Origin of the sequence: Serratia sp. SSNIH1, from assembly GCF_002935055.1 — a bacterium.
In the GTDB taxonomy this organism is placed as follows: domain Bacteria; phylum Pseudomonadota; class Gammaproteobacteria; order Enterobacterales; family Enterobacteriaceae; genus Serratia; species Serratia nevei.
In genome coordinates, this window is sequence record NZ_CP026383.1 from 223,722 (window position 1) to 245,941 (window position 22,220).

A 22,220-nucleotide genomic window follows, 5' to 3' on the forward strand; every position below is an offset into this window, starting at 1 on the left:
ACGGATGACCTGCTATTGGGCGCGGACTTGCCATGAGTGATTATGCTATGACGTCATTACTGACACGGAAACACCTACCTCTCCTCGTCATTCTATCTTTCCTCTGGGTGCGTCCGGCATTTTCCGCCACGGAGTTCAATACCGACGTGCTGGACATCGGCGAGCGCAGCAAAGTGGATCTTTCGCGTTTCTCCGATGCTGATTACGTCATGCCCGGCGCTTATTTGCTGGACATCAAGATCAACCAGAAAACGCTGCCCCAGCGCAGCATTCAGTATTTCCCGTCGCCGGATAACAAAAGCGGCAGCCAGGTGTGCCTGCCGCCTGACCTGGTGGAAAAAATGGCGCTGAAAGAAGAAGCGGCCAAAAAAGTCACCCTGTGGCACGACAACCAGTGCGCCGACATTCGCGGCATCAAAGGCGCGACCGTCTCCGATCGCATCGGCGGCGGCGTGCTGGCGATCACCATCCCGCAGGCGTGGATGAAATACTCCGATCCCGACTGGACGCCGCCCGAGCAGTGGGACGACGGCATCCCCGGCCTGCTGCTGGACTACAACCTGAGCGGCCAGTTAGGCAAGCAGAACCACAACAACAACACCGCCCAGAACCTAAGCAGCTACGGCACGCTGGGCGCCAATATGGGCGCCTGGCGCCTGCGCGCAGACTACCAGGCCAATTACAATCAGCAGGCCGGCGATCGCAGCACCGGTTTCGACTGGAACCAGATCTACGCCTATCGCGCGCTGCCGATGCAGGCCGCCAAGCTGACGCTGGGCGAGATCTACCTCGACTCCGGGGTGTTCGACGCCTATCGCTTCACCGGCCTCAACCTGGCCAGCGACGAGCGCATGCTGCCGCCCAACCTGCAGGGCTACGCGCCGGAAGTGCGCGGCATCGCCAAGAGCAACGCCAAGATCACCGTCTCGCAGGAAGGCCGCACGCTGTACGAAACCACCGTGCCCGCCGGGCCGTTCGCCATTCAGGATCTCAACAGCTCGGTGCGCGGTAAGCTGGACGTCAAGGTGGAAGAGCAAGACGGCACCGTCTCGACCTTCCAGGTGGATACCGCCACCATTCCGTACCTGACCCGACCGGGCTACGTGCGCTACAACGTGGCGCTGGGCAAAACCTCGGCCTACGACCACCGCACCCAGGGGCCGCTGTTTTCCGCCAGCGATTTCTCCTGGGGCCTGAGCAACGCCTGGTCGCTGTACGGCGGCACGCTGCTCGGCGGCGACTATAACGCCTGGGCGCTCGGCCTCGGCCGCGATCTGAACGTGTTCGGCGCCATGTCGCTGGACGTCACCCAGTCGATCGCCCGCCTGCCCGGCGAACCGACCGCCAGCGGCATGTCGTTCAAGCTCAACTACGCCAAACGCTTCGACGAGCTGAACAGCCAGATCACCTTCGCCGGCTACCGCTTCTCGCAGCGCAAGTTCATGAACATGTCGCAGTACCTGCAGGAGCGTTACGGCGATTACGACAAGAATTACAACGGCCGTCAGAAAGAGCTGTACACCATCACCGCCAGCAAAACCTTTATGGCGGAAGACAGCGCCAAGGCGATCACCGCCTACCTGACCTACTCGCACCAGACCTATTGGGATGCGCGAACTCAGGATCGTTACGGGCTGTCAGCCAGCAAGCTGTTCAGCGTCGGCGATATCAGCAACATCACCGCCTCGCTGTCGGCTTACCGCACCTATTACCAGGGCCGCACCGACGACAGCGTGATGCTCAACTTCACCGTGCCGATCGGCGATCGCCGGCGCGTCGGTTATGCGCTGCAAACCAACAATGGCGATGTCACGCAGACCGCGTCGTACAACGACTACAGCGATCCGGACAATACCTGGCAGGTCAGCGGCGGCTTTAATCAGTCCGGCAAATCGCTGGCACGCGGGTACTACACCCATAACGCTTCATTCGGCTCGCTGAACGCCAGCGCCTCTTACCAGCAGGACAGCTACTCGTCGATCGGCGGCTCGTTCCGCGGCGGCCTCACCGCTACCCGGCACGGTATCGCGGCGCACCAGAACTCGAGCAACGGCGGCAGCCGCATGATGCTCGACACCGACGGCATCGCCGGCGTGCCGATCAACAACGGCCGCGCCTACAGCAACCGTTTCGGGCTGGCGGTGATTTCCGACATCACCAGCTACTACAACACCGACACCCGCATCGACGTCAACAAGCTGGCGGACGACGTCGAGGCCACTCGCGCCGTGGTGCAAGGCACGCTGACCGAAGGCGCGATCGGCTACCGCCACTTCGAGGTGGTGAAAGGCAGCAAGCTGCTGGCCACCATTCGCCTCGCGGACGGCAGCGAACCGCCGTTCGGCGCCGCAGTGCTGAGCGAGAAAGGCCGCGAGGTCGCGGTGGTCAACGACGGCGGTTCGGTCTACCTGACCGGCGTGCAGCCGGAGGAAAAGCTGGACGTCGCCTGGGAAGGCCAACGCCGCTGCCGCATCGTGATCCCGGGCGCCGCCAAGCCGCTGGACCAGCTGCTGCTGCCGTGCGCCACCCTGTAATCCGTAACGCTGAGAAATAATGACATGAACAAACACCCGATAACGCTACTGACCGCCGCCGGCCTGGCCCTGAGCGCCGTACTGCCCACCGCCGACGCGGCGATATCGCTGGATCGCACGCGCGCCGTCTATGTGAGCGACGCCAAATCGATCAGCCTGAATATCGTCAACGAAAACAAAGAGCTGCCATTCCTGGCGCAGTCCTGGCTGGAGAACGAGCAGCACCAGAAAATCACCTCGCCGCTGGTGGTGTTGCCGCCGTTGCAGCGCGTGGAGCCGAGCGAACGCAGCGTAGTGCGCATCACCAAGACGCCGGAGGCGGATCGCCTGCCGCAGGATCGCGAGTCGGTGTTCTACTTCAACCTGCGCGAAATTCCGCCGAAAAGCACCAAAACCAACGTGATGCAGCTGGCGCTGCAAACGCAGATCAAGCTGTTCTACCGGCCGAAGGCCATCGTCGCGCCCAAGGGGCAGGTGTGGCAGGAAAAGCTGGTGTTCCGTAAAAGCGGCGGCGCCGTCACCGTCGACAACCCGACGCCGTTTTACATCACCCTGACCGGCATGACGCGGCAGACGCAAAAACAGGGCGGCGGCGCGATCGGCGGTTTTCAGCCGCTGATGCTGAAGCCGAAATCCAGCGAAAGCCTCAAGCTGCACGACACGGGCATGAACAGCTTCGTCATCACCTACATCAACGACTACGGCGGCCACCCCGAACTGCGCTTCGCCTGCAACGGCAACGTTTGCACCGCCGTGCCCGAGAAAAAATAAGGAGGTCCAGCATGGCTGAATTCACCGATCGACTGCGCCCGCTGCTGCTCGGCGCACTGCTGTGCGGCGGCAGCGCGCTGGCGGCAACGCCGCTGGGCGTGATCGAAGGCACCACCGGCACCGTCAGCTTTCACGGCGGCCTGCTCAGCTCCCCCTGCAGCCTGACGCCGGACAGCCGGGATCAGTCCGTCGATCTGGGCGACGTCAGCGCACGCGACTTCCGCAACGCCGGCGATCGCAGCGCGCCGGTGCGTTTTCGCCTCTCGTTCCGCAACTGCCTGCTGGGTGCGCGCGCGTTGGCGGATAACCCGGCCGGCCCGCGCAACGGCGACGCCGGCCGCCTCTATCTGCAGGGAGAGCAGGCCGCGACGCTGGTGTTTCTCGGCGAAAGCGACGTCGACAACCCGTCGCTGCTGAAGTTGAACGGCGGCGTGCAGGGCATCGGCCTGCGGCTGCAAGACCAGCAAGGCCAGGCGCTGGAGCTGAATCAACGCAGCCGCCCCTACATTCTGCAACCCGGCAGCAACACCCTGTGGTTCAGCGCCAGCGTGGAGTCCACCCAGCGGGCGGTGATGGCGGCCGGGTTCGCCGCCGTGGCGCACATTCAGGTGATTTACCTGTGAGGCTCGAGAACGCGATGAAAACTCAACTGACCAAACTCTGCCTGCCGCTGGCGATCGCGCTGGCGGCCCCCGCCGCCTGGGCCAACGGCTACGTCACGCCGGACGGCGGGCCGAAACAGTTCTATATCGATCTGAATCAAAGCAACATCACCAACCAGGTGGGGTTTACCAAAGTGTTCCCTTATTCGTTAGGTGGTCAATATACCGGTAAGGCCTACTGCGATACGCCGATCCCCAGAAGCCCGCACTTTTACAAGTCGGATTCGGCGTTGCCCCCCTCCGACTACGGCAACGGCTATTTAAAACTGAATGACTTTCTGGATTTAAAAGCCGAGGTGTGGATCGCCGGCAACAAGAAGGCCTATGTCACGGTGCCTTTTTACAACGAATCCAACGAGTATCCCAATCACAGCTGTTCGCCGCCCTATGTGCAGGTAAACAACTACGAAAGCGGCTCCAAAGGCCGCATCACCTTCCGGGTGCGCAAAAAGATCATTAACGGCGTCGAGATTAACGATCGGCAGATCATCGAGATGTACGGTCGCCTCGGCTCGACCGACGGCGGTTTCGGCCCCAATCCGATGGCGCAGGTGTTTATCCAGTCCGCGATCCTCTACGTGCCGGATAAATGCGTGGTGAACGAAGGCCAGCTGATCAACGTGGAGTTCGGCGAGATCGGCGGCAGCGATCTCAACGGCTCGAACTACCCGCAAAGCATTCCGGTGCGCTTCCAGTGCGAGGGCGGCAGCTTCGAGGACGGTACGCTGAACATCAAGCTGGCGGTGTCGGGCACGGCGGCCGCCTTCAGCAACGAGGTGTTCAAAACCGACAAGAACGATCTCGGCATCCGGCTGACGCACAACGGCCAGCTGGTTATCCCGAATGAGTTTTACCCGGTGCCGAATATCGGCAACGGCGGCTCCTGGAACCTGGTGGCGGCACCGTTCGCCAACGGCGGCGCAGAGATCGGCGAAGGGGAATTCAACGCATCGGCCACCATCGTGGCGGCATTCCAGTAACCGAGGGAGGAACGAAAATGCGTCTACGCGCTTTAGCGCTGCTGAGCTGCGTGCCCTGGTGGTTTACCGCCATGCCGGCGACGGCGAACACCGAGCTTATCGGCGCGCCGGTGCAGTTCCACGGCACCGTGGTGAGCCGCCCGTGCAATATCGAACCGCAGTCCGCCGACCAACTGGTGGAGATGGGCACGGTGATCGTCAAAACCCTGTACCGCTACGGCCACACCACGCCGGTGCCGTTCAGCATCAAGCTGACCGACTGCAAGACTACGGTGTTCAAATCCGTCAGCGTGACCTTCAGCGGCACTGAAGACGGAGAGCTGCCGGGCAAGCTGGCGATCAACAACGGGGCGAACGGCGCCGCCATCGCCCTGTTCGATCATCAGGGTGCAGATATCGATCTGAATAAGGCCACCAGCGCCGTCGCGCTGCAAAACGGCCCCAACAGCCTGAACTTCACCGCCTATGTGCAGGGACGGCCGAGTGCGATTCAGAACCAAAGCATTACCGAAGGCGAATTCACGTCCGTCGCCAATTTTGTGCTGGCGTACCAATAAGCCCGCACCGCCCCAGGGAAATCAGGAAAACGACCGGTGCGCGAACGCCGGCGATTGGCCGTCACCGTTCGCTCCGGCGCGGTGCCGCGGCCTTTTAAGGAGCCACCCATGCCAGATATTCGCTTCACGCTGTTCGACAGCGATAACTTCTACCAGCAGGGGCTGCGTCTGCTGCTGCAGGACTATCTGCACTCCCTGAACGAATGCCAGCGCCGGTATCCGCAATTCTCACCGCTGGCGCTGCAGGCGTTGGATAACATCGAAATCGTGTTCCGCACGCCGGAAGAGCGCTGGGGCTGCGCCTGCTGCTATCAGAGCCCCTACGGCATCCCGCGCCAGCGGCAGCTGACCCTGCTGATCCTCGACGACACGACCCAGCAACAGGTGAAAAACCTGCCGCCGCTGTTCAGCATCCATCGGGGCGATTCGGCCTACGCCATCCGCCTCAAGCTGCAAATGGCGTTGGAAAAATTCATCCAGCATCCGTGGATGGCGGTGCATGCCGCCGGCATGTGGAAATGCCAGGCCTGCCGCATCGCCGCGCTCAGCCACTGCGAGAAAAAGGTGCTGGGATTGATGAGCAGCGGCATGTCCGCCTGCAGCATCGCCGGCCTGCTGCAGCGCAGCCAGAAAACCATCAGCGCCCACAAGCGTTCGGCGATGCGCAAGCTGAACGTGCGCAAAAACAGTGAGTTGAATAAGGTGCTGCTGAATCAGCGGGGGCTTGGCTGAGCGACAACAGGCTCGCGAGTGACGCCAGAGTGGTTTACTCTGAATACTCATTTTCGCACTGCAAAGCGAGCCGGAATACATGCCCAGAATAGCCAAAGTCGTTGACGTCCCCGCCATCGGCGAGCTCGATCGCCTGGCGGGCCAGCTTAGCCACCAGCTGGCGCAGGCCCTGCGCCAGGCCATCCATCGGGGCGATCTGAAAGCGGGCGATCTGCTGCCCTCGACGCGACGGCTATCAGCGGCGCTGCATCTGGCACGCGGCACGGTATTGGAAGCCTTCGCTCAGCTAACGGCGGAAGGCTTTCTCGAGCCGCAGCCCGGCTCCGGCACCCGGGTCGCTCACTATCAGGCGCCGCGCCGCACGCCGCACGCCAACGTGCAGGCGAGCTCGGCGGTAGCGGTGCCGCTTTCTTCACAGGCGCAGCATCTGGCGCGCTTCGCCGCCCAGGCACGGGCGCTGCCGCCGGTACCGTTCACCGTCTCGGTGCCGATCGGTGATACCGCGCCCGACGATGTCTGGCGGCGGCTCGGTAACCGCGTCCGGGCACGCGGCCCCGGCGCCCCGTCGGGCTACGGCGATCCGCTGGGCGCGTTGCCGCTGCGCGAAGCCATCTGCGACTATGTGCGCCGTTCCCGCTCGGTAAACTGCACGCCGCAGCAAATCCTCATCACCTCCGGCACGCAACAAGGGCTCTATTTGGCCGCCCAGATCCTGCTGGACGCCGGCGACAGCGCCTGGGTCGAAGATCCCGCCTACGCCGGCATTACCGCCATTTTCGACAGCCTGTTTCGCGATCGGCACATGATTAGGGTGCCCGTCGCCGACGACGGCATCGACGTTGCCGCCGGCGTGCGTCTGGCCGCCGACGCCCGCGCCGCCTTTGTCACGCCGTCGCATCAATATCCGCTGGGCATGCCGATGAGCATGGCGAAAAGAAGCGCCCTGCTGGCCTGGGCCAAAGAGCGGCAGGCCTGGATCGTGGAAGACGACTACGACAGCGAGATGCGCTACGCCGGTCACCCGTTCCCTTCGCTGCAGGGGCTGGCGCCCGAACGGACGCTCTATCTCGGCACCTTCAGCAAGATGCTGTTCCCTTCGCTGCGGCTGGGTTACGCCGTCGTGCCGCCGCCGCTGGTCGACGCCTTTTGCGGCGCCAGGATCCTGATGGATCGCCATCCGCCCAGCGCGGATCAACACGTGCTGGCCGCCTTTATCGCCGAAGGGTATCTCGACCGGCATATCCGCAAAATGCGCGGCGTCTACGCCGAGAAACGCCGGGTGCTGATCGAGGCGATCAACACGCATATCCCCCCTGAGCTGGCGGTCGTGCAGCCCTGCGATCAGGGCATGCACATGGTGCTGTGGCTGAGGAAAGATCTCGATGACGTGCGGGTCGCCCAATGCGCCAACGAAGCCGGATTGGCGCTGCGGGCGGTGTCGCCGATGTATGCGCCCGGCCACGGTGAGCCGGGTCTGGTGCTGGGATTGGGCGGTTACGCCGACCGCCAGGTGCAACAGGCGGTGGAACGGCTCGGACAGGTGATCCTGGCCTGCGCCGGCAGCGGCGCCTAGCGGGAAAAACGTTTGGCGCCGAACACGCAAACCAGCACGCCGGCCATCACGGCGATCATCATCGGCTGGACGGTCTCATGCAGCAGCCAGCCCGCCAGCGCCAGGCCGAAGAACGGCTGCAGCAGCTGCAACTGTCCGACGGCGGCGATGCCGCCCTGCGCCAGGCCGCGATACCAGAAAATAAACCCAATCCACATGCTGAACACCGAGACGTAAACCAGCGACAGCCAGGCGGCGCCGCTGATCGCAGGCCAACCGGCCGGCGCCGCCAGCCAGGTGGCCGCCAGCGTCAACGGCAACGCCACCACCAGCGCCCAGGAGATCACCTGCCAGCCGCCGATCCGGCGCGACAGCACCGCCCCTTCGGCATAACCCAGGCCGCACAGCAACACCGCCCCGACCATCAGCGCATCCCCTTGCCAGGCACCGCCGCTCCCCTGGCTCAACGCGAAAGCGCCCACCAGCACGGCGCCGACGCCTGAAAAAGCCCAAAAAGCGGGCTTGGGCCGTTCTCCGCCGCGCAAAACGCCAAAACCGGCGGTCGCCAGCGGCAGCAGGCCGATGTACACCAGCGAATGCGCCGAGGTGGTGTGCTGCAGCGCCAGCGCCGTCAGCAGCGGAAAACCGATGACCACGCCGAGCGCCACAAACAGCAGCGGCGGCAAATCGGCCCGCGTCGGCCGCGCCTGCCGGGTGATCAGCAGCGCACACAGGGCCAGCAAGGCGGCGATCGCCGCCCTGACCGCCGTCAGAAACAGCGGATCGAGCTCCAGCACCGCCACTCGCGTGGCGGGCAGCGAGCCGCTGAAGATCATCATACCGAGGAAGCCGTTCATCCAGCCCTGGGCCGAATGCCCGACGGCGGGATGTGCAGGGGGAACAACGAGAGTTTTTTCAGACTGACTGTCCGTCATGTGAACGCTCCGCACGCCTGAGGCATACCGAAATCGGCAACCCGCGAGGCGATGTCATAGTGAAAGAGAACATCGTTCCCCGGCGTCGCTTGCCGGGGCTAGGCTCTATTTTTCAGATAAAGCGGTTCACAGACAGGTCCAGATAGCGAAATTTTCACTGTGCCGGTTGGCAAAGCGCGCCGCTAACGCCAAAGAAGGGCGTTTTTCGGGCTGTCCTTGGCCGTTTGGCGGCTCTGCCTGCGGGGTATCATGGACTTTTATGCGTTTTTGCAGAACAGGACAAGGTGCGGTGCCGTGGTGAAACCCTTCTTACGCAGTGGCAGTTTGGATGATGTGCTGGCTTTAGGCGAAAACGGGCAACCGGTCTACGCCTGCGCGCAGCAGCTGCGGGAAACCCTGCGTCTTCGCCGGCAGCAGCAGGCCGCCGACTGTCTGGCGATCCCCCAACCGAACGAAAGCGGCACCCGCATCGACTGGTATGCGCCCTTCCCCGGCAAGGTCACCTCCTGGCTGGCGGCAAGCGATGCCCAGCGCGCGCAGGCGGTGCGCCACCTGGAACACTGCCTGACGACCTTTCGCAGCCTGACGGAACAGGCCCAGGCGACCGATCACCCCAGCCATCGCCTGTTCGGCGCGCTGCTGGCCAAAGCGATGCACATGCCCGATCCCAACCACGTTTATCTGGTGGACGACCGGCCGGTGCTGACCTTCTGGGGCTTTATCAAGCCGCAGGCGCAGAGCCCGGACGATCCGTTGGCCTGCCTGCGCCCGATCGAAGCAGAGGTGAAAGTCGAAGTGGAAAAACCGGCGCCGATCGCCGCCGCTCCGCGTAAACCGGCCGTTGTCGAACCGGTAAAACCGGCCCCGGCCGCCGAGCCCGAACCGGCGCCCGCCCCGGCAGCGCCTATCGAATCCCCTGCCGCCGTTCGCCCGCGCCGGCGCTATGCTCTCTGGCTCTTTCCCGTGCTGCTGCTAGGCAGTGCGGCGCTGGCCGCCTGGCTGCACCGCTCGCCGCCGCAACCGGCGATGCCGGCGGAGGTCCAGCATCCGGCCCCGCCGGAAAAAGCCGCCGCGCCGTTGCCCAAACTGCGCTTGCCGCTGGCGCACGCGACGCTGATGCCGCCGCCACCGGCACCGGTCATCCCGCAGCCGGCGGACAAAAATGCGCTGGTGCTGCCGCCCGAGGCGGTGAAGGCCGGCTCCACCCGTTTCCTTAACGGCAAATGGCGCGCCACGGTGGCGCTGAAAGACCCAATCACCGGCAAACGCCCCGGCCTGCAATACCGTCTGAACGGCGGCAAAGGCAACGCCATCATCGCCTACGGCGACGGCGTCAGCTGCCGGGTGGCGGTCGAAGCCGGGCTGATGCAGTCCGGCAATCTGGTGATCAACAGCCGCACCAAGGCGCGCTGCAGCGACGGCAGCCGCTACCAGATCCCGGAGATCGTTTGCCGCCAGGGCGAAACCGGCGCGGCGGAGTGCACCGGCCGCTACGATGCGGACACCACCTATCCCATGACGTTCAAGCGCGAGAGTAAATGATGCTGGCACCCCTTACGGACTACAAACACGGCATTACGCTGATTCAGGACAGCGGCATTCAGTTGCTGGACTTTGCCCTGACGCCGCTGCTGGACGCCGAGTTTCCCGGCAAATTCGTGCGCAAGACCGCCAGCGGCCCGCTGCTGCGCCTGCAATGGGAGGCCGAGAGCGGCAAATACCAGCTGCCGGCCGTGGGCAACCAGGCCGCCGAAGTGGTGCGGCCGGAGTTCAGCTATCCGCTGCAGCAGTCGCTGCGCCTGCTGGATAAGCTCTGGCTGCCGCTGCCCTTCTTGCGCCACACCCCGGCGGGCCTGTTTTTGTCGGGCCCGGACAACTGGGCGCGCCTGCAGGTGGTGCAGCTGGATGAACCGGATCAGGACGGCAACCTGCTGCGCGTGGTGCTGGCCTTCGACACCCGCGCCGCCGCGCCCGGCCAAGAGACTCTGGCGCCGGGCGAAAGCGATCTCGGCACCGGGCTGAACTTCGCGCTGGCGCACCGCAACCACGAGCTGGGCGAGTTTCTCGATCTGACCTGGGTAGACGGCTGGCTGCGCGAAGCGTTCAGCCAGCGCGCCGCCGAGCGGGAGCAGCGCGCCGAAGTGGAGATCAACGCCGGGCTGAAAACCTTCGAGTATCAGGCGCACTACCTCAATCTGCTGCACATGCTCAGCCATCAGCTGGCGGTACCGCAGATAAAAATGGTGGCGGCGACGCTGCAGCAACCGGCGATCGACGTCGATCTGGTGCTGGATGTCGGCAACTCGCACACCTGCGGCGTGCTGGTCGAAGACCACCCGGAAGAGAGCAACGGCCTGAAGCAAACCTACGAGCTGCAGCTGCGTTCGCTGTCCGAACCGCACCGCGTCTACAACGAACTGTTCGAGAGCCGGGTGGAGTTTTCTCAGGCCAGCTTCGGCAAGCCGCATCTGTCGTTCCAGAGCGGGCGCGACGACGCCTTCCAGTGGCCCTCCATCACCCGCGTCGGCCGCGAAGCCGCGCAGCTGGCGCAGCGGCGAACGGGCCACGAAGGCACTACCGGCATTTCCAGCCCGCGCCGCTACCTGTGGGACGAGGAGCGCTATGCGCCCGGCTGGCGCTTCAACGAGCGGCACGAGCCGATGGCCGCCGCCGCGCCGTTGACCACCCTCATCAACGACGAAGGCGTGCCGCTGTCTGCCCTGCCGACGGCGCAACGGCTGCCGGTGTTCGCCGCCCATTACAGCCGCAGCGCGGTGATGACGCTGATGCTCGCCGAGCTGTTGGCGCAGGCGCTGATGCAGATCAACAGCATCGCCCAGCGCAGCCGCATGCCGAACGCCGCCGCGCCGCGCCGTTTGCGCGCCATCATTCTGACGCTGCCTTCGGCCATGCCGAAACCGGAGCGAGAGATCTTCCGCCGCCGCATGCAGGAAGCGATCGGGCTGGTGTGGAAGGCCCTCGGCTGGCACCCGCAGGATGCGCCGTTCGACGGCGCGCACGCCCGCTTCCCGGTGCCTCAGGTGCAGATGGAGTGGGACGAGGCCACCTGTGGCCAGATGGTCTATCTGTACAATGAAACCCAGGTGAACTTCGCCGGCCGCACCGACGCCTTTTTCGCCGCCATGGCCCGGCCCGACCGGCCGCTGGCGCCGGGTGAGCAGGCGGGAAAAACGCTGCGCATCGCCTCCATCGACATCGGCGGCGGCACCACGGATCTGGCGATCACGCACTATTCGCTCGACGACGGCGTGGGCAACAACATCAAAATCAACCCGCGCCTGCTGTTCCGCGAGGGCTTTAAAGTCGCCGGCGACGATATCCTGCTGGACGCCATCCAGCAGTTTATCCTGCCCGCCGTGCAGCAGGCGTTCGAAGCCGCCGGCGTGAACGCCGCCCCGGCGTTGATGGACAGGCTGTTCGGCAACGAAGGGCGCATGGACGGGCTTTCCACCCTGCGTCAGCAGGCCGCGCTGCAGATTTTCATGCCCGCCGGACGCGCGCTGCTCGGCGCCTATGAAGAATACGATCCGCTGGACAGCCGGGCGGAAATCGCCGCCAGCCTGGGCGACCTGCTGCCGCAGCCGCCGACGCCGCAGGTGCTGGCGTTTATCAACGGCGAGGTGCAGCGCGAAGCCGACAGCGACGCCTTCGATATTCTGCACACCCCGCTGGTGATCCGCCTGGCCGATCTGCACGCCGCCTTCTTGTCCGATCGCATCGGCATCGGCCGCTGCCTGCGCCTGCTGGCCGAGGTGGTGGCGCTGTATACCTGCGACGTGCTGCTGTTGACCGGCCGCCCGGCGCGTTTCCCCGGCGTGCAGGCGCTGCTGCGCCATCTGCAGCCGCTGCCCGCCAGCCGCATTCTGCCGCTCGAGGGCTACCACACCCGCAGCTGGTACCCGTTCAACAAACGCGGCCGCATCGACAACCCGAAATCCACCGCCGCGGTGGGTGCCATGCTGTGCCTGTTGGCGATCGACCTGCGCCTGGAGAGCTTTTACTTCAACGTCGGCGATTTCCAGCCCTACTCCACCATTCGCCATCTGGGCATGCTGGACGGCAACAACATGCTGGCGGACGATAACGTCTATTACCGCGACATCGATCTGGATCGCGCCGACTTCGCGCTCGACCCCGCCGGCAGCTTCCAGCTGCGCGGCCCGCTGCGCCTGGGCTTTCGCCAACTGGACAACGAACGCTGGCCGGCCTCGCCGCTCTATACGCTGACCATCAATGACGCCCAGCTGGCGCGCAAACTGGCCGGCGATGCGGTGATCACCCTGCGGCTGGCCATTACCGCCAGCGCCGAACAGGGCGCAGAAAGCGTCAAGATCGCGCAGGCGTTGCTGGCCGACGGCAGCCCCGTCCCGGCGCACCATCTGCAACTGAAACTCAATACCCTGGCTGCCAGCGCCTCCGGCGCGACCCACTACTGGATAGACAGCGGGAGCATTTACCCACGATGAAAGCCACCACTACCGCCCAATCGGCCCCGAACCACGCACTCAGCACCGGCATTCTGCAGGCGATCGCCTGGGTGGACGCCGCGCGCCGGCAGTCCACTCGTTTGGAACAGGAGGCGGATCGCCTGACGCTGCGCCTGCGCCGTTGCCATAACCGCGCGCTGCAATTGGCGAATGCGCAACCTGAGCAGGTCGCTATCGGCCTGTACGGCCACAACACCGCCGCCAAGGCCCACCTGCTGGCGGCGCTGGCCCCCGGCGCAGAAAGGCTGCACGCAGACGCCGCGCTGGCGGTGCGTTACGGCGCCGCCGCGCCGTCGCCGTGCGCCGAGTATCCGCTCGCCCTCGCGCTGCTCGATGAAGCGCAGTGGCTGGCCATCACGCTCGATGCCGCCGCGATGGGCGGCTTCCGGCTGGACTGGGACGCCCGCGCGATCGCCCGCCATCTGCAAGCGTTGGCGCGCCACCGCCAAACCGTCGCCCTCGACGGCCTCAGCGACAGCGATGTGCTGACGCTGTGGGATAGCCAACGCCGCCACGGCGACAAGGGGCAACAGACGCTGGACAGGCATTTCTGGCCGCAGGCCGTGGCGCTGGCGCCGCAGTTGAGCATCGACGATCGCGCGCGCCTGTTTGCGCCGCTGTGGGGAGAGGAAACAACGCTGACGGCGCATTATCGCCAGCTGGCACACACGCTGCATGCCCTCGGCGGCAGCCGACAGGTTCATGCTTCGCACCGCGCCTTGCCGCTGCTGACCGCGAGCGCCGCAGCGGAAAACGCGACGATCGTCGTGATGGCCGAACACGGCGGTGAACGGGAGATCGCGCTGAGCGATCTGACCTGGCTGACCGCCGAAGTCACCACCGTTCTACCGCAAACGGCGCAGGCGGGCCTGCCCGCCGACGTGGCGCTGATCGACCTGCCCGGCAGCCGCGCCTGCCCGCAGGCGGAACCAACGCAGCGGCTGCAACAGGCGAAACGCGCCCATTTGCTGTCCCGCTGCGCAGACGGCCTGCACGCCAACCTGCTGCTGGTGGCCGATGCCGCCGCCACGCCACAGGACGCCGCCCGCATCGGCCAGGCGCTCGCCAACTGGGTCAACCAGACTCAGGGGGAAACCCCGGCGCTGCGCCAGCGCCGCCAGCCTGGCCTGATCTGGGCGATCACACCGTTCGATCAACGCGGGGCAGGCAAAGCGCGCCCCGACGACGCCGTACAGCGCCAGGTCGGCGAGCCCGGCGACAGCTGGGCCACGCTGCTGGCGCTGGATGAACAGGATTGCCGCCGTATGGTGAGCTACCTGGCCGCCCAGGCGCGCCCGGCCCAGAAGCAAGCGCGCCTGCTCGAACAGCGCGAAGAGTTGCAGCGCGAGCTGACGGAAAGCCTGCTCGGCAACTGGCTCACCGCCATCGATCCACACGCGGCGCAGCAACGCGGCCAGCAGCTGCTGCGAGCGCTGCAGGCGCAGGCCGGCCGCCACGGCGAACTGCTGGAACGGCTGTTACCGCAGCGCGATACGTTGCGCCAGCTTTATCAGCAACAGCAGCACGCCGCGCCGGCCCCGACGGTGACGCCAGCGCCGTTCGGGCTCGATATCGATCTGTTCGGCGCACCGGAAACCCCGGCACCCGGCGAGCCCCCCGCGTCATCCTTTGCCGCGCGGGTATTCGCGGATTGGATCAACCATCTGCGCAGCCTGCCGGACAGCCGTCGGTTGCTGGAGCTGCTCGGCGTCGAAAAGCCGCACCTGGAACTGCTGGTTGATGCGCTGATCGGCGCCGCCTGCCGCCTGCGGCTCGATGATGAGCTGGAACGCGCGCTGTGCGCCGGGGGCCTGCCGGACCAGTGCGAAGATCGGCAAATCAGCCAGGCGCTGGCGATACTGGGCGACTTCGTCGCCTGGCTCGGCTTCCAGCGGCGCGATGCGGCAACGCGCCCCGAGAGCCGCGTCAATCCCGGCCAGCCGATCTTTACCCCACCGCCGCAGCCGGCGGTGGACTGGAGCCGCCAGCAGCGGTTAACCCGGCTGGCGCCGACGCCGACCAAAAACACCGCGTTTTATATCTATGACTGGCTGATTGGCCTGCAAACCCTGCTGGCGGAGAATGCGGCGACGGAAAGCGCGCTCGGCGAGGCGCAGCGCGCGGCGTTGGAAGGGATCGTGGCAACCCTGCGCTAAGCGGCGGCTCTGGCAGCAAAGCAATAGGGGGAGAAAACGGGATAAATCGGGCGTTGCCGATTATGCTGATGAGTAACGCCGCGATTCTGGGAGAAAATCATGCCCCCTTTCAGCCTGAAGACTATCGACCATGTGGTTCTGCGCGTGCGCGATATGCAGAAAAGCCTGCATTTTTATACCCAGATCGTCGGCTGTGATATCGCCAAACGGCGGCCGGATTTGGGGCTGATGCACCTGCACGCCGGGGCGGCCATGATTGATCTGGTCGACGTTAACGGCCAGCTTGGAAAAAAAGGCGGCGATGCGCCCGATCCTCACCGGCAAAATGTCGATCACCTCTGCCTGCGCATCGATCCTTTCAACGAAGACGAACTGCTGGCCTATCTGCGATCGCAAGGGATCGCCGTCGATCCTGCTGAATCGCGCTACGGCGCGGAAGGCGACGGACCGTCGATTTACTTCAGCGATCCGGACGGCAATCGCATCGAGCTTAAGGGGCCGGCGATCGGCTAGATCCTGGCGCTCCCGTTGATGTCGGCCAGCCGTTGGCTATCCACCACCCGTAGCGATTTGTTTTTAAACTGAATAATACCGTCCGCCGCGAGCTGCGCCAACGCGCGGCTCAGCTGCCTGACGGAGATCCCTAATCTGCCCGCCAGCAACTCCCTGTTTTCGAGCTGAATCTGCACGCCTTCCTGCTTTATTTTAAATAACAGAAATTTGCGCAACTTATATTCTGCCGTTAAGCCGCCGCTCGCATGCAGCAATGAAGCGTTAAGCAGCTTGTCGCTCAACTGCCGGCACATAAAGGCGAGGAAAACAGGATTGTGCATGGCCCGCTCTTTGATGACGTCAATAGGCAGCCTGAAGATCAGCGCGTCCGTAACCGCCTGAACGGTGCTGAACACCGCCCGCTGCGCCTGGGAGAACAGCTCCAGATCGCCTATCACGGAGAAATCCGTTTCGAAGGAAAAGACGATGTGCATGCCGTTCACATCGTAATTCTCAACCTGCAATTTTCCCTGCACGAGAAAAAACAGGTGGGTCAACCGATCGCTTTGCGTCACCAGGTATTCACCGGCCTCGACCCTGACCAGGCGCAAGGCGGCCAACAGCGGGGGCGAAAGCGCCGTTCGCAGATCGTGAGCTTCGATAAACGCTTCTTTTAGCTTGCTGTCACCGACAGTTTTCACGGCGATTTACTCCCAGGGCTTATCCGTTAACGTCTTGCATCCTATCTTTTCAGCTGCGCCCAGAATAGCCGGCGCGCTTCCGAACGAAACAGGACATCTGACCTTTTTTGCCTCGGACCGTCTGGGTATTTTCTCCGCAGACCCCACCCAAGGAGACTGCCATGCGACATATTTTGATAGATACCGATACCGCCTCCGACGATGCCGTCGCCTTGCTGATGGCGTTGCGCGAGCCTGACGTGAGGGTGGAAGCGATCACCACGGTCGCAGGCAACTGCCCGCTTGAACAATGCGTCAAAAATGCGCTTATCTGCGTGGAAAAAGCGGGAACCTATGCCCCTCCGGTATACGCCGGCATGGCGAAACCGCTGTTCCGCACGCGCTATCACTCGCACCACATTCACGGCGAAGACGGCATGGGCGACATGGCCTTGCCCGAACCGCAGCTGACCGCCGACCCCATGCATGCCGTGGACGCCATCATCGACTGCGCCGCACGACGCCCTGGCGAGTTGGAGATCGTCACTCTCGGCCCGCTGACCAATCTCGCGATGGCGGTGCTGAAAGCGCCCGCGCTGGCCGAACAAGTGAAAAGGGTTTATGTCATGGGCGGTTCCGGGCTGACGCCGGGCAATATTACCCCGCTGGCCGAATTTAACTTCTACGCCGACGCTGAGGCCGCCCATCTGGTGCTGAATGCCGGGCTGCCGCTCACCCTCGTCGGTTGGGAGATCGGGATGGGGGAAGCGTTTATTGACGAGGACGATATTGAACGATTGCATCATCTCGGCAAACTGGGGCGCTTTACCGTGCGCTGCAATCGCACGCTGATGGCGTTCAACGCCGGGCGCAGCGAGCGTAAAGGTTTTGATTTACCCGATCCGACCGCCATGGCGGTGGCGCTCTACCCGGACATCGTCGAGACCAGTCTGGAGGCGTATTCCTGGGTAGAATATAAAAGTGAAAGGTCTTACGGCCATTACGTCATTGATTCCACCCACCTGACCGGCGAACCGGCCAATGCCCGCGTGATCACCCGCATTAAACCCGGCCTGTTTAAAGAAAAACTGTTTTCGTTGTTATCTCAGCCGTTAATGAAATAAGTGGCCCGTATGAAATTCGATCCAAGAATATTGAAGAAAGTGGAATTGCACGTCCATTTGGATACCTGTTTAAGCTACCACTATGTCAAAAAGATCGACCCGCAAATAACCAGAACGGCCTTTAATCGGCAATTTATCGCGCCGAAACGATGCGCCGATCTCGGGGACTTTTTAAACAAGATCGCACCACAAATAGACCTCCTGCAGACGCACCAGGCGATAACGCTGGCCGTCGATGACTTGTTCGCGCAGCTGGCGGCGGATAACGTCATCTATGCGGAAGTGCGCTTTGCCCCGCTGCTGCATACCCGGATGGGGTTAAGCGGTGAAGCGGTGGTCGAGACGGTGCTCGCCGCGATGCGTGACGCCGCGCAAACTTACGGCATCGCCGCCGGGCTGATCCTGTGCACGCTGCGGCATTTCGATGCGGCCGCCAGCCTGCAAACCGCCGGGCTCGTGGTTAACTTTCTGGGCCGCGGCGTGGTCGCGCTGGATTTGGCCGCCGACGAAGCGCGTTACCCGCTGGCCAATCACGTAGCGGCCTTTCGGGCGGTGCGCGAAGCCGGCGGCAACGTCATCGCCCACGCCGGCGAGGCGAAGGGCGCCGACAGCGTACGGGAAACGCTGGATTGGCTGCAGGTGTCGCGCATCGGCCACGGCGTCAGGAGCATCGAGGATACTGCGCTTATCGGGCGCCTGGTAGCCACCGGCGTCCTGCTCGAGATCTGCCCCAGCTGCAATCTCGTCTGCAATCTGTTCGACAGCATCGACAGTCACCCGATAGACCGGCTGAAAAGGATGGGAGTGCGGCTGAACGTGAATACCGATGCGCGCACCGTCGCCGATACCACGCTGAACAAAGAGTACCAGCTGTTGCATGACGCCTTCGGCTGGCAGGATGACGATTTTAACCGCAGCAACCGACAGGCGCTGGAAGCGAGTTTTCTCGACGGCGATACTAAAATAAAATTAATGAATCAGCTCAAGACCGGGCCAATGTGACCCGGTACGTTTCAAGGCTGAGCGGCTTTTAACGCTCCTGCGCCGCCAACGCCTGGGCGCACGCCCAGGCAGAGCTCCAGGCCCACTGGAAGTTGTAGCCGCCCAACCACCCGGTCACGTCCACCACTTCGCCGATAAAATAGAGCCCCGGCGCCTTGTGGGCTTCCATCGTCTTGGAGGAAAGTTCGTTGGTGTCGACGCCGCCGAGCGTCACTTCCGCCGTGCGGTAACCTTCGGTGCCGTTCGGCTGCACGCGCCAGTTCTGCAACAGATCCACCAGCGCCGCCTGCTGCGGCGCATTCAGCTGCTTCAGCGTGGCCTCCGGCAGTTGTCCCAACGTTTGCAAGCATTCCACCAGCCGCTTCGGCAAGTGCAACGCCAGGGTGTTTTTCAGGCTTTGATTCGGATGCTGGCGACGCTGGTCATCCAGGAAGGTCGCCAAATCCAGATCAGGAAGTAAGTTAACGCTCACATACTCACCCGGTTGCCAGTAGCTGGACAGCTGCAGCACCGCCGGGCCGGACAGGCCGCGATGGGTGAACAGGATGCTTTCACGGAAGCTGACGCCGTTCTCGGCGGTGATCACCGTCGGCACCGAGACGCCGGACAGCGTCTGCACATGCTCCAGCAGCGGCTTATGCAGGGTAAAAGGCACCAGCCCGGCGCGCGTCGGCAGCACCTTGAGGCCGAACTGCTCCGCCAGCTTGTAACCGAACGGCGAAGCGCCCAGCCCCGGCATGGACAAACCGCCGCTGGCTACCACAAGTGAGCGAGCACTCACTTTTTCACCATTCAGCGCCAGCGCGTAGCCATGTTCGGTTTTCTCCACGCCCAGCACTTCGCTGCGCAGGCGCATCGTCACCTGGCCCAGTTCGCACTCTTTGACCAGCAGATCCACCACCTGCTGCGCCGAGTCGTCGCAGAACAGCTGCCCCAGCGTTTTTTCATGGTAGGCGATGCCGTAGCGGTTGATCAGATCGATGAAGTCCCACTGGGTATAGCGCGCCAACGCCGACTTGCAGAAGTGCGGGTTGTTCGACAGATAGGCCGCCGGCTCGGCATACATATTGGTGAAGTTGCAGCGCCCGCCGCCGGACATCAGGATCTTGCGGCCCGGTTTTTTGCCGTTGTCGAGCAGCAACACGCGGCAACCGAGTTGCCCCGCCTGCGCGGCGCAAAACATGCCGGCGGCGCCCGCCCCAATCACTACGACATCAAACTGTTCCACCTGAGCCTCACTTATCAAAACCACAATCGCGACAAAAGAGCGCCATATTACGCCGTTTCGCCGCCGGTCACCGCCAAATTCACGGCGGCAGATTGTAAAGCCCCGGCGCCGCCAACGCCATAGTAAGAAAATATTACAGAGGTCAGAGGAGAGTAACGCGTTGATATTCCATATTTTTGTTATAGACACGCCATCATTTCGTCATGTCCAAATCAAAAAAACGTCATATTTTCCTTTTCCCCAGCCCCGGTTGTCACTGATAATGCGCGGCGTTCATGTCCACAAACTGGCGTAACGCTTATGCTGCATTTGTTCGCTGGCCTGGATTTCCATACCGGCCTGATGTTAATTCTCGCATTGTTGTTCGTGTTGTTTTATGAAGCCATCAACGGTTTTCATGATACGGCCAATGCGGTCGCTACAGTTATTTATACCCGCGCCATGCGCTCGCAACTTGCGGTCGTGATGGCAGGTTTGTTCAACTTTCTTGGCGTAATGCTCGGCGGTTTGAGTGTTGCTTACGCCATCGTCCACTTGCTGCCTACCGATCTGTTGTTGAACGTCAGTTCAGCACACGGACTAGCCATGGTCTTCTCCATGCTGTTGGCGGCAATCATCTGGAACCTCGGCACCTGGTATTTCGGTCTGCCGGCCTCCAGTTCCCATACGCTGATAGGCGCCATCATCGGTGTCGGTTTAACCAATGCCCTGATGACCCACACTTCGGTGGTGGATGCGCTTAACGTCCCGAAAATGATTGGTATTTTCCTTTCTCTGCTGTTCTCGCCGCTGGTCGGCATGATGGTGGCGGGAGTGATGGTGTTCGCCTTGCGCCGCTATTGGAGTGGCACCAAGAAACGCCAGCGTATCCACATGACCCCTGCGGAACGTGAAAAGGTCGACGGCAAACGTAAGCCGCCGTTCTGGACCCGTATCGCACTGATCCTGTCGGCGATTGGCGTCAGCTTCTCGCACGGCGCCAACGACGGCCAGAAAGGCATCGGCCTTATCATGCTGGTGCTGATCGGCGTTGCGCCGGCCGGCTTCGTGGTCAATATGAATGCAACCGGTTATGACATCACCCGTACGCGTGATGCCGTGAGCCACCTGCAGCAATATTACCAGCAGCACGGCGACGCGCTGTCGCATGCGGTGTCGCTGACGCCGCTGGTGCCAAGCCCGGATGATGAAGCTGCACCGAACAAGCCGGCTGAGTTCCACTGCGACAGTTCGCGCGCCATGCCGGCGATCGAGCTGGCTCAGGGCATGCTGACCAACCTGCAAAGCTACGATCAGCTGACGGTTGAACAGCGCAGCCACCTGCGCCGCCTGCTGATGTGCGTGACCGACACGGCGGATAAAGTCGCCAAGCTGCCGGAAACCTCATCCGCCGACCAGCGCTTCCTGAAGAACCTGCGTCAGGATCTGCTGCAGACCGTCGAGTACGCGCCGATGTGGATCATCGTCGCCGTCGCGCTGGCGCTGTCGCTCGGCACCATGGTGGGCTGGAAACGCGTGGCCACCACCATCGGCGAGAAGATCGGCAAGAAAGGCATGACCTACGCCCAGGGCGTGTCGGCCCAGATGACCGCAGCGCTGTCGATCGGCGTGGCGAGCTATACCGGCATGCCGGTCTCCACCACCCACGTCCTCTCTTCGGCGGTTGCCGGGACGATGATCGTGGACGGCGGCGTGCAGAGCAAAACCGTGAAGAACATCCTGTTGGCCTGGGTACTGACCCTGCCAATCTCGATTCTGCTTTCCGGTGCGCTGTATTGGGTCGCGTTGAAGCTGATCTAAGCGATAAGCATCATGAGAAAGGCGGCCGAAAGGCCGCCTTTTTTTTGCCTGCATCAAGGGAAACAGGAAGGCATTAATACCAAATCATCAGCGCTATCAGGCTGATGACCACCAGGCCGCACAGGGCCGAGGTCAGCATAAACTGCCCGCGCACCCGCTCGCAGCGGCGAATAAACTCCGGATCGTGGTGCTCGACATAGCGTTGCGCAAAGATATAGCGCACCAGCCTCAGCTGCTTGCTGGGTTGCCCGTGGGCGGTGAAGAAACCGCCGCCGTCGACGTATTGGTACAGCAGCGGGTCACAGCCGCGCAATACCACCAGCAGCGCGCGCAGAGAAGAGTAATACCGCACCATGTTTACCACACACACCACACATAAGGCCCAAAACAGCGCGACGGTACTGATCATGATTGCCCCCTCAAGGCGTTGTTATCCGCGGCCATCCGCCGGGTCCAACCGCCCTACCTCATTACCCGATACTCTGCTGGAGCTTACCGCTCTCATCC

The 22,220-nt window shown here is 63.1% G+C and carries 18 protein-coding genes; 14 read left to right on the plus strand and 4 right to left on the minus strand.

The features are described 5' to 3' along the window. The first annotated feature begins 32 nt into the window (after positions 1 to 32). The 7 genes from C3F38_RS01105 (at position 33) to C3F38_RS01135 (ending at position 7,809) form a co-directional block, all read left to right on the plus strand. Positions 33 to 2,534: a fimbria/pilus outer membrane usher protein gene (locus C3F38_RS01105; protein WP_158006782.1), complete on the plus strand. Its 2,502-nt coding sequence runs from the start codon at positions 33 to 35 to the stop codon at positions 2,532 to 2,534. Between the two features lie 24 nt (positions 2,535 to 2,558). Further along, positions 2,559 to 3,305: a molecular chaperone gene (locus tag C3F38_RS01110; RefSeq protein ID WP_047729655.1), complete on the plus strand. Its 747-nt coding sequence runs from the start codon at positions 2,559 to 2,561 to the stop codon at positions 3,303 to 3,305. Between the two features lie 11 nt (positions 3,306 to 3,316). Further along, the gene (locus C3F38_RS01115) at positions 3,317 to 3,928 is read left to right on the plus strand and encodes a fimbrial protein (protein ID WP_047729654.1); all 612 of its coding nucleotides are present in this window, start codon (positions 3,317 to 3,319) and stop codon (positions 3,926 to 3,928) included. 14 nt (positions 3,929 to 3,942) lie between these two features. Then, a complete protein-coding gene (locus tag C3F38_RS01120) occupies positions 3,943 to 4,947 on the plus strand; it encodes a fimbrial protein (RefSeq protein ID WP_055315447.1) in 1,005 nt (334 codons plus the stop codon). 17 nt (positions 4,948 to 4,964) lie between these two features. Beyond that, complete coding sequence (locus tag C3F38_RS01125) at positions 4,965 to 5,504, plus strand: fimbrial protein (protein ID WP_038871490.1); 540 nt, start codon at positions 4,965 to 4,967, stop codon at positions 5,502 to 5,504. 108 nt (positions 5,505 to 5,612) lie between these two features. Next, positions 5,613 to 6,236, plus strand: coding sequence for a LuxR family transcriptional regulator (locus C3F38_RS01130; RefSeq protein WP_038871492.1), 624 nt, complete (start codon positions 5,613 to 5,615; stop codon positions 6,234 to 6,236). Positions 6,237 to 6,315: 79 nt separating this feature from the next. Then, complete coding sequence (locus C3F38_RS01135) at positions 6,316 to 7,809, plus strand: PLP-dependent aminotransferase family protein (protein ID WP_055316798.1); 1,494 nt, start codon at positions 6,316 to 6,318, stop codon at positions 7,807 to 7,809. On the opposite strand, the gene C3F38_RS01140 is transcribed toward C3F38_RS01135, so the two are convergent. Further along, on the minus strand, positions 7,806 to 8,723 hold the full coding sequence (locus C3F38_RS01140; RefSeq protein WP_057523569.1) for a DMT family transporter: 918 nt from the start codon (positions 8,721 to 8,723) through the stop codon (positions 7,806 to 7,808). The two genes, C3F38_RS01135 and C3F38_RS01140, sit on opposite strands and share 4 nt — an antisense overlap. A 294-nt stretch (positions 8,724 to 9,017) precedes the next feature. Between C3F38_RS01140 and C3F38_RS01145 the strand changes: the two genes are divergently transcribed. From C3F38_RS01145 to C3F38_RS01160, 4 genes are all read left to right on the plus strand, one after another. After that, the gene (locus C3F38_RS01145) at positions 9,018 to 10,265 is read left to right on the plus strand and encodes an SrfA family protein (RefSeq protein ID WP_038871499.1); all 1,248 of its coding nucleotides are present in this window, start codon (positions 9,018 to 9,020) and stop codon (positions 10,263 to 10,265) included. Then, positions 10,265 to 13,210, plus strand: a complete 2,946-nt coding sequence (locus C3F38_RS01150) for a virulence factor SrfB (RefSeq protein WP_199767246.1) — start codon at positions 10,265 to 10,267, stop codon at positions 13,208 to 13,210. Before C3F38_RS01145 ends, C3F38_RS01150 begins: the two co-directional genes overlap by 1 nt. Further along, entirely contained in the window at positions 13,207 to 15,387 is a 2,181-nt protein-coding gene (locus C3F38_RS01155; protein ID WP_055316858.1) for a virulence factor SrfC family protein, read from the plus strand. The genes C3F38_RS01150 and C3F38_RS01155 overlap by 4 nt, the downstream gene beginning before the upstream one ends. Before the next feature lie 99 nt (positions 15,388 to 15,486). Further along, positions 15,487 to 15,900 (plus strand): VOC family protein, encoded by a 414-nt coding sequence (locus C3F38_RS01160; protein ID WP_038871509.1) that lies wholly within the window; start codon positions 15,487 to 15,489, stop codon positions 15,898 to 15,900. On the opposite strand, the gene C3F38_RS01165 is transcribed toward C3F38_RS01160, so the two are convergent. Next, complete coding sequence (locus C3F38_RS01165) at positions 15,897 to 16,580, minus strand: Crp/Fnr family transcriptional regulator (RefSeq protein ID WP_055316860.1); 684 nt, start codon at positions 16,578 to 16,580, stop codon at positions 15,897 to 15,899. The genes C3F38_RS01160 and C3F38_RS01165 overlap by 4 nt on opposite strands. A 161-nt stretch (positions 16,581 to 16,741) precedes the next feature. On the opposite strand from C3F38_RS01165, the gene C3F38_RS01170 reads away from it, so the two are divergent. Then, positions 16,742 to 17,683: a nucleoside hydrolase gene (locus C3F38_RS01170; protein WP_038871515.1), complete on the plus strand. Its 942-nt coding sequence runs from the start codon at positions 16,742 to 16,744 to the stop codon at positions 17,681 to 17,683. A 9-nt stretch (positions 17,684 to 17,692) separates the two neighbouring features. Next, positions 17,693 to 18,685 carry an adenosine deaminase gene (add, locus tag C3F38_RS01175; RefSeq protein WP_055313436.1) on the plus strand — a complete coding sequence of 331 codons (993 nt, stop codon included), beginning with the start codon at positions 17,693 to 17,695 and terminating at the stop codon, positions 18,683 to 18,685. A gap of 28 nt (positions 18,686 to 18,713) precedes the next feature. On the opposite strand, the gene C3F38_RS01180 is transcribed toward add, so the two are convergent. Next, positions 18,714 to 19,913, minus strand: coding sequence for an NAD(P)/FAD-dependent oxidoreductase (locus tag C3F38_RS01180; RefSeq protein WP_055316862.1), 1,200 nt, complete (start codon positions 19,911 to 19,913; stop codon positions 18,714 to 18,716). 300 nt (positions 19,914 to 20,213) lie between these two features. Between C3F38_RS01180 and pitA the strand changes: the two genes are divergently transcribed. Further along, a complete protein-coding gene (gene pitA, locus C3F38_RS01185) occupies positions 20,214 to 21,713 on the plus strand; it encodes an inorganic phosphate transporter PitA (RefSeq protein ID WP_103791745.1) in 1,500 nt (499 codons plus the stop codon). Positions 21,714 to 21,786: 73 nt separating this feature from the next. On the opposite strand, the gene uspB is transcribed toward pitA, so the two are convergent. Beyond that, positions 21,787 to 22,122 carry a universal stress protein UspB gene (uspB, locus tag C3F38_RS01190; protein WP_016930435.1) on the minus strand — a complete coding sequence of 112 codons (336 nt, stop codon included), beginning with the start codon at positions 22,120 to 22,122 and terminating at the stop codon, positions 21,787 to 21,789. Positions 22,123 to 22,220: the final 98 nt, after the last annotated feature.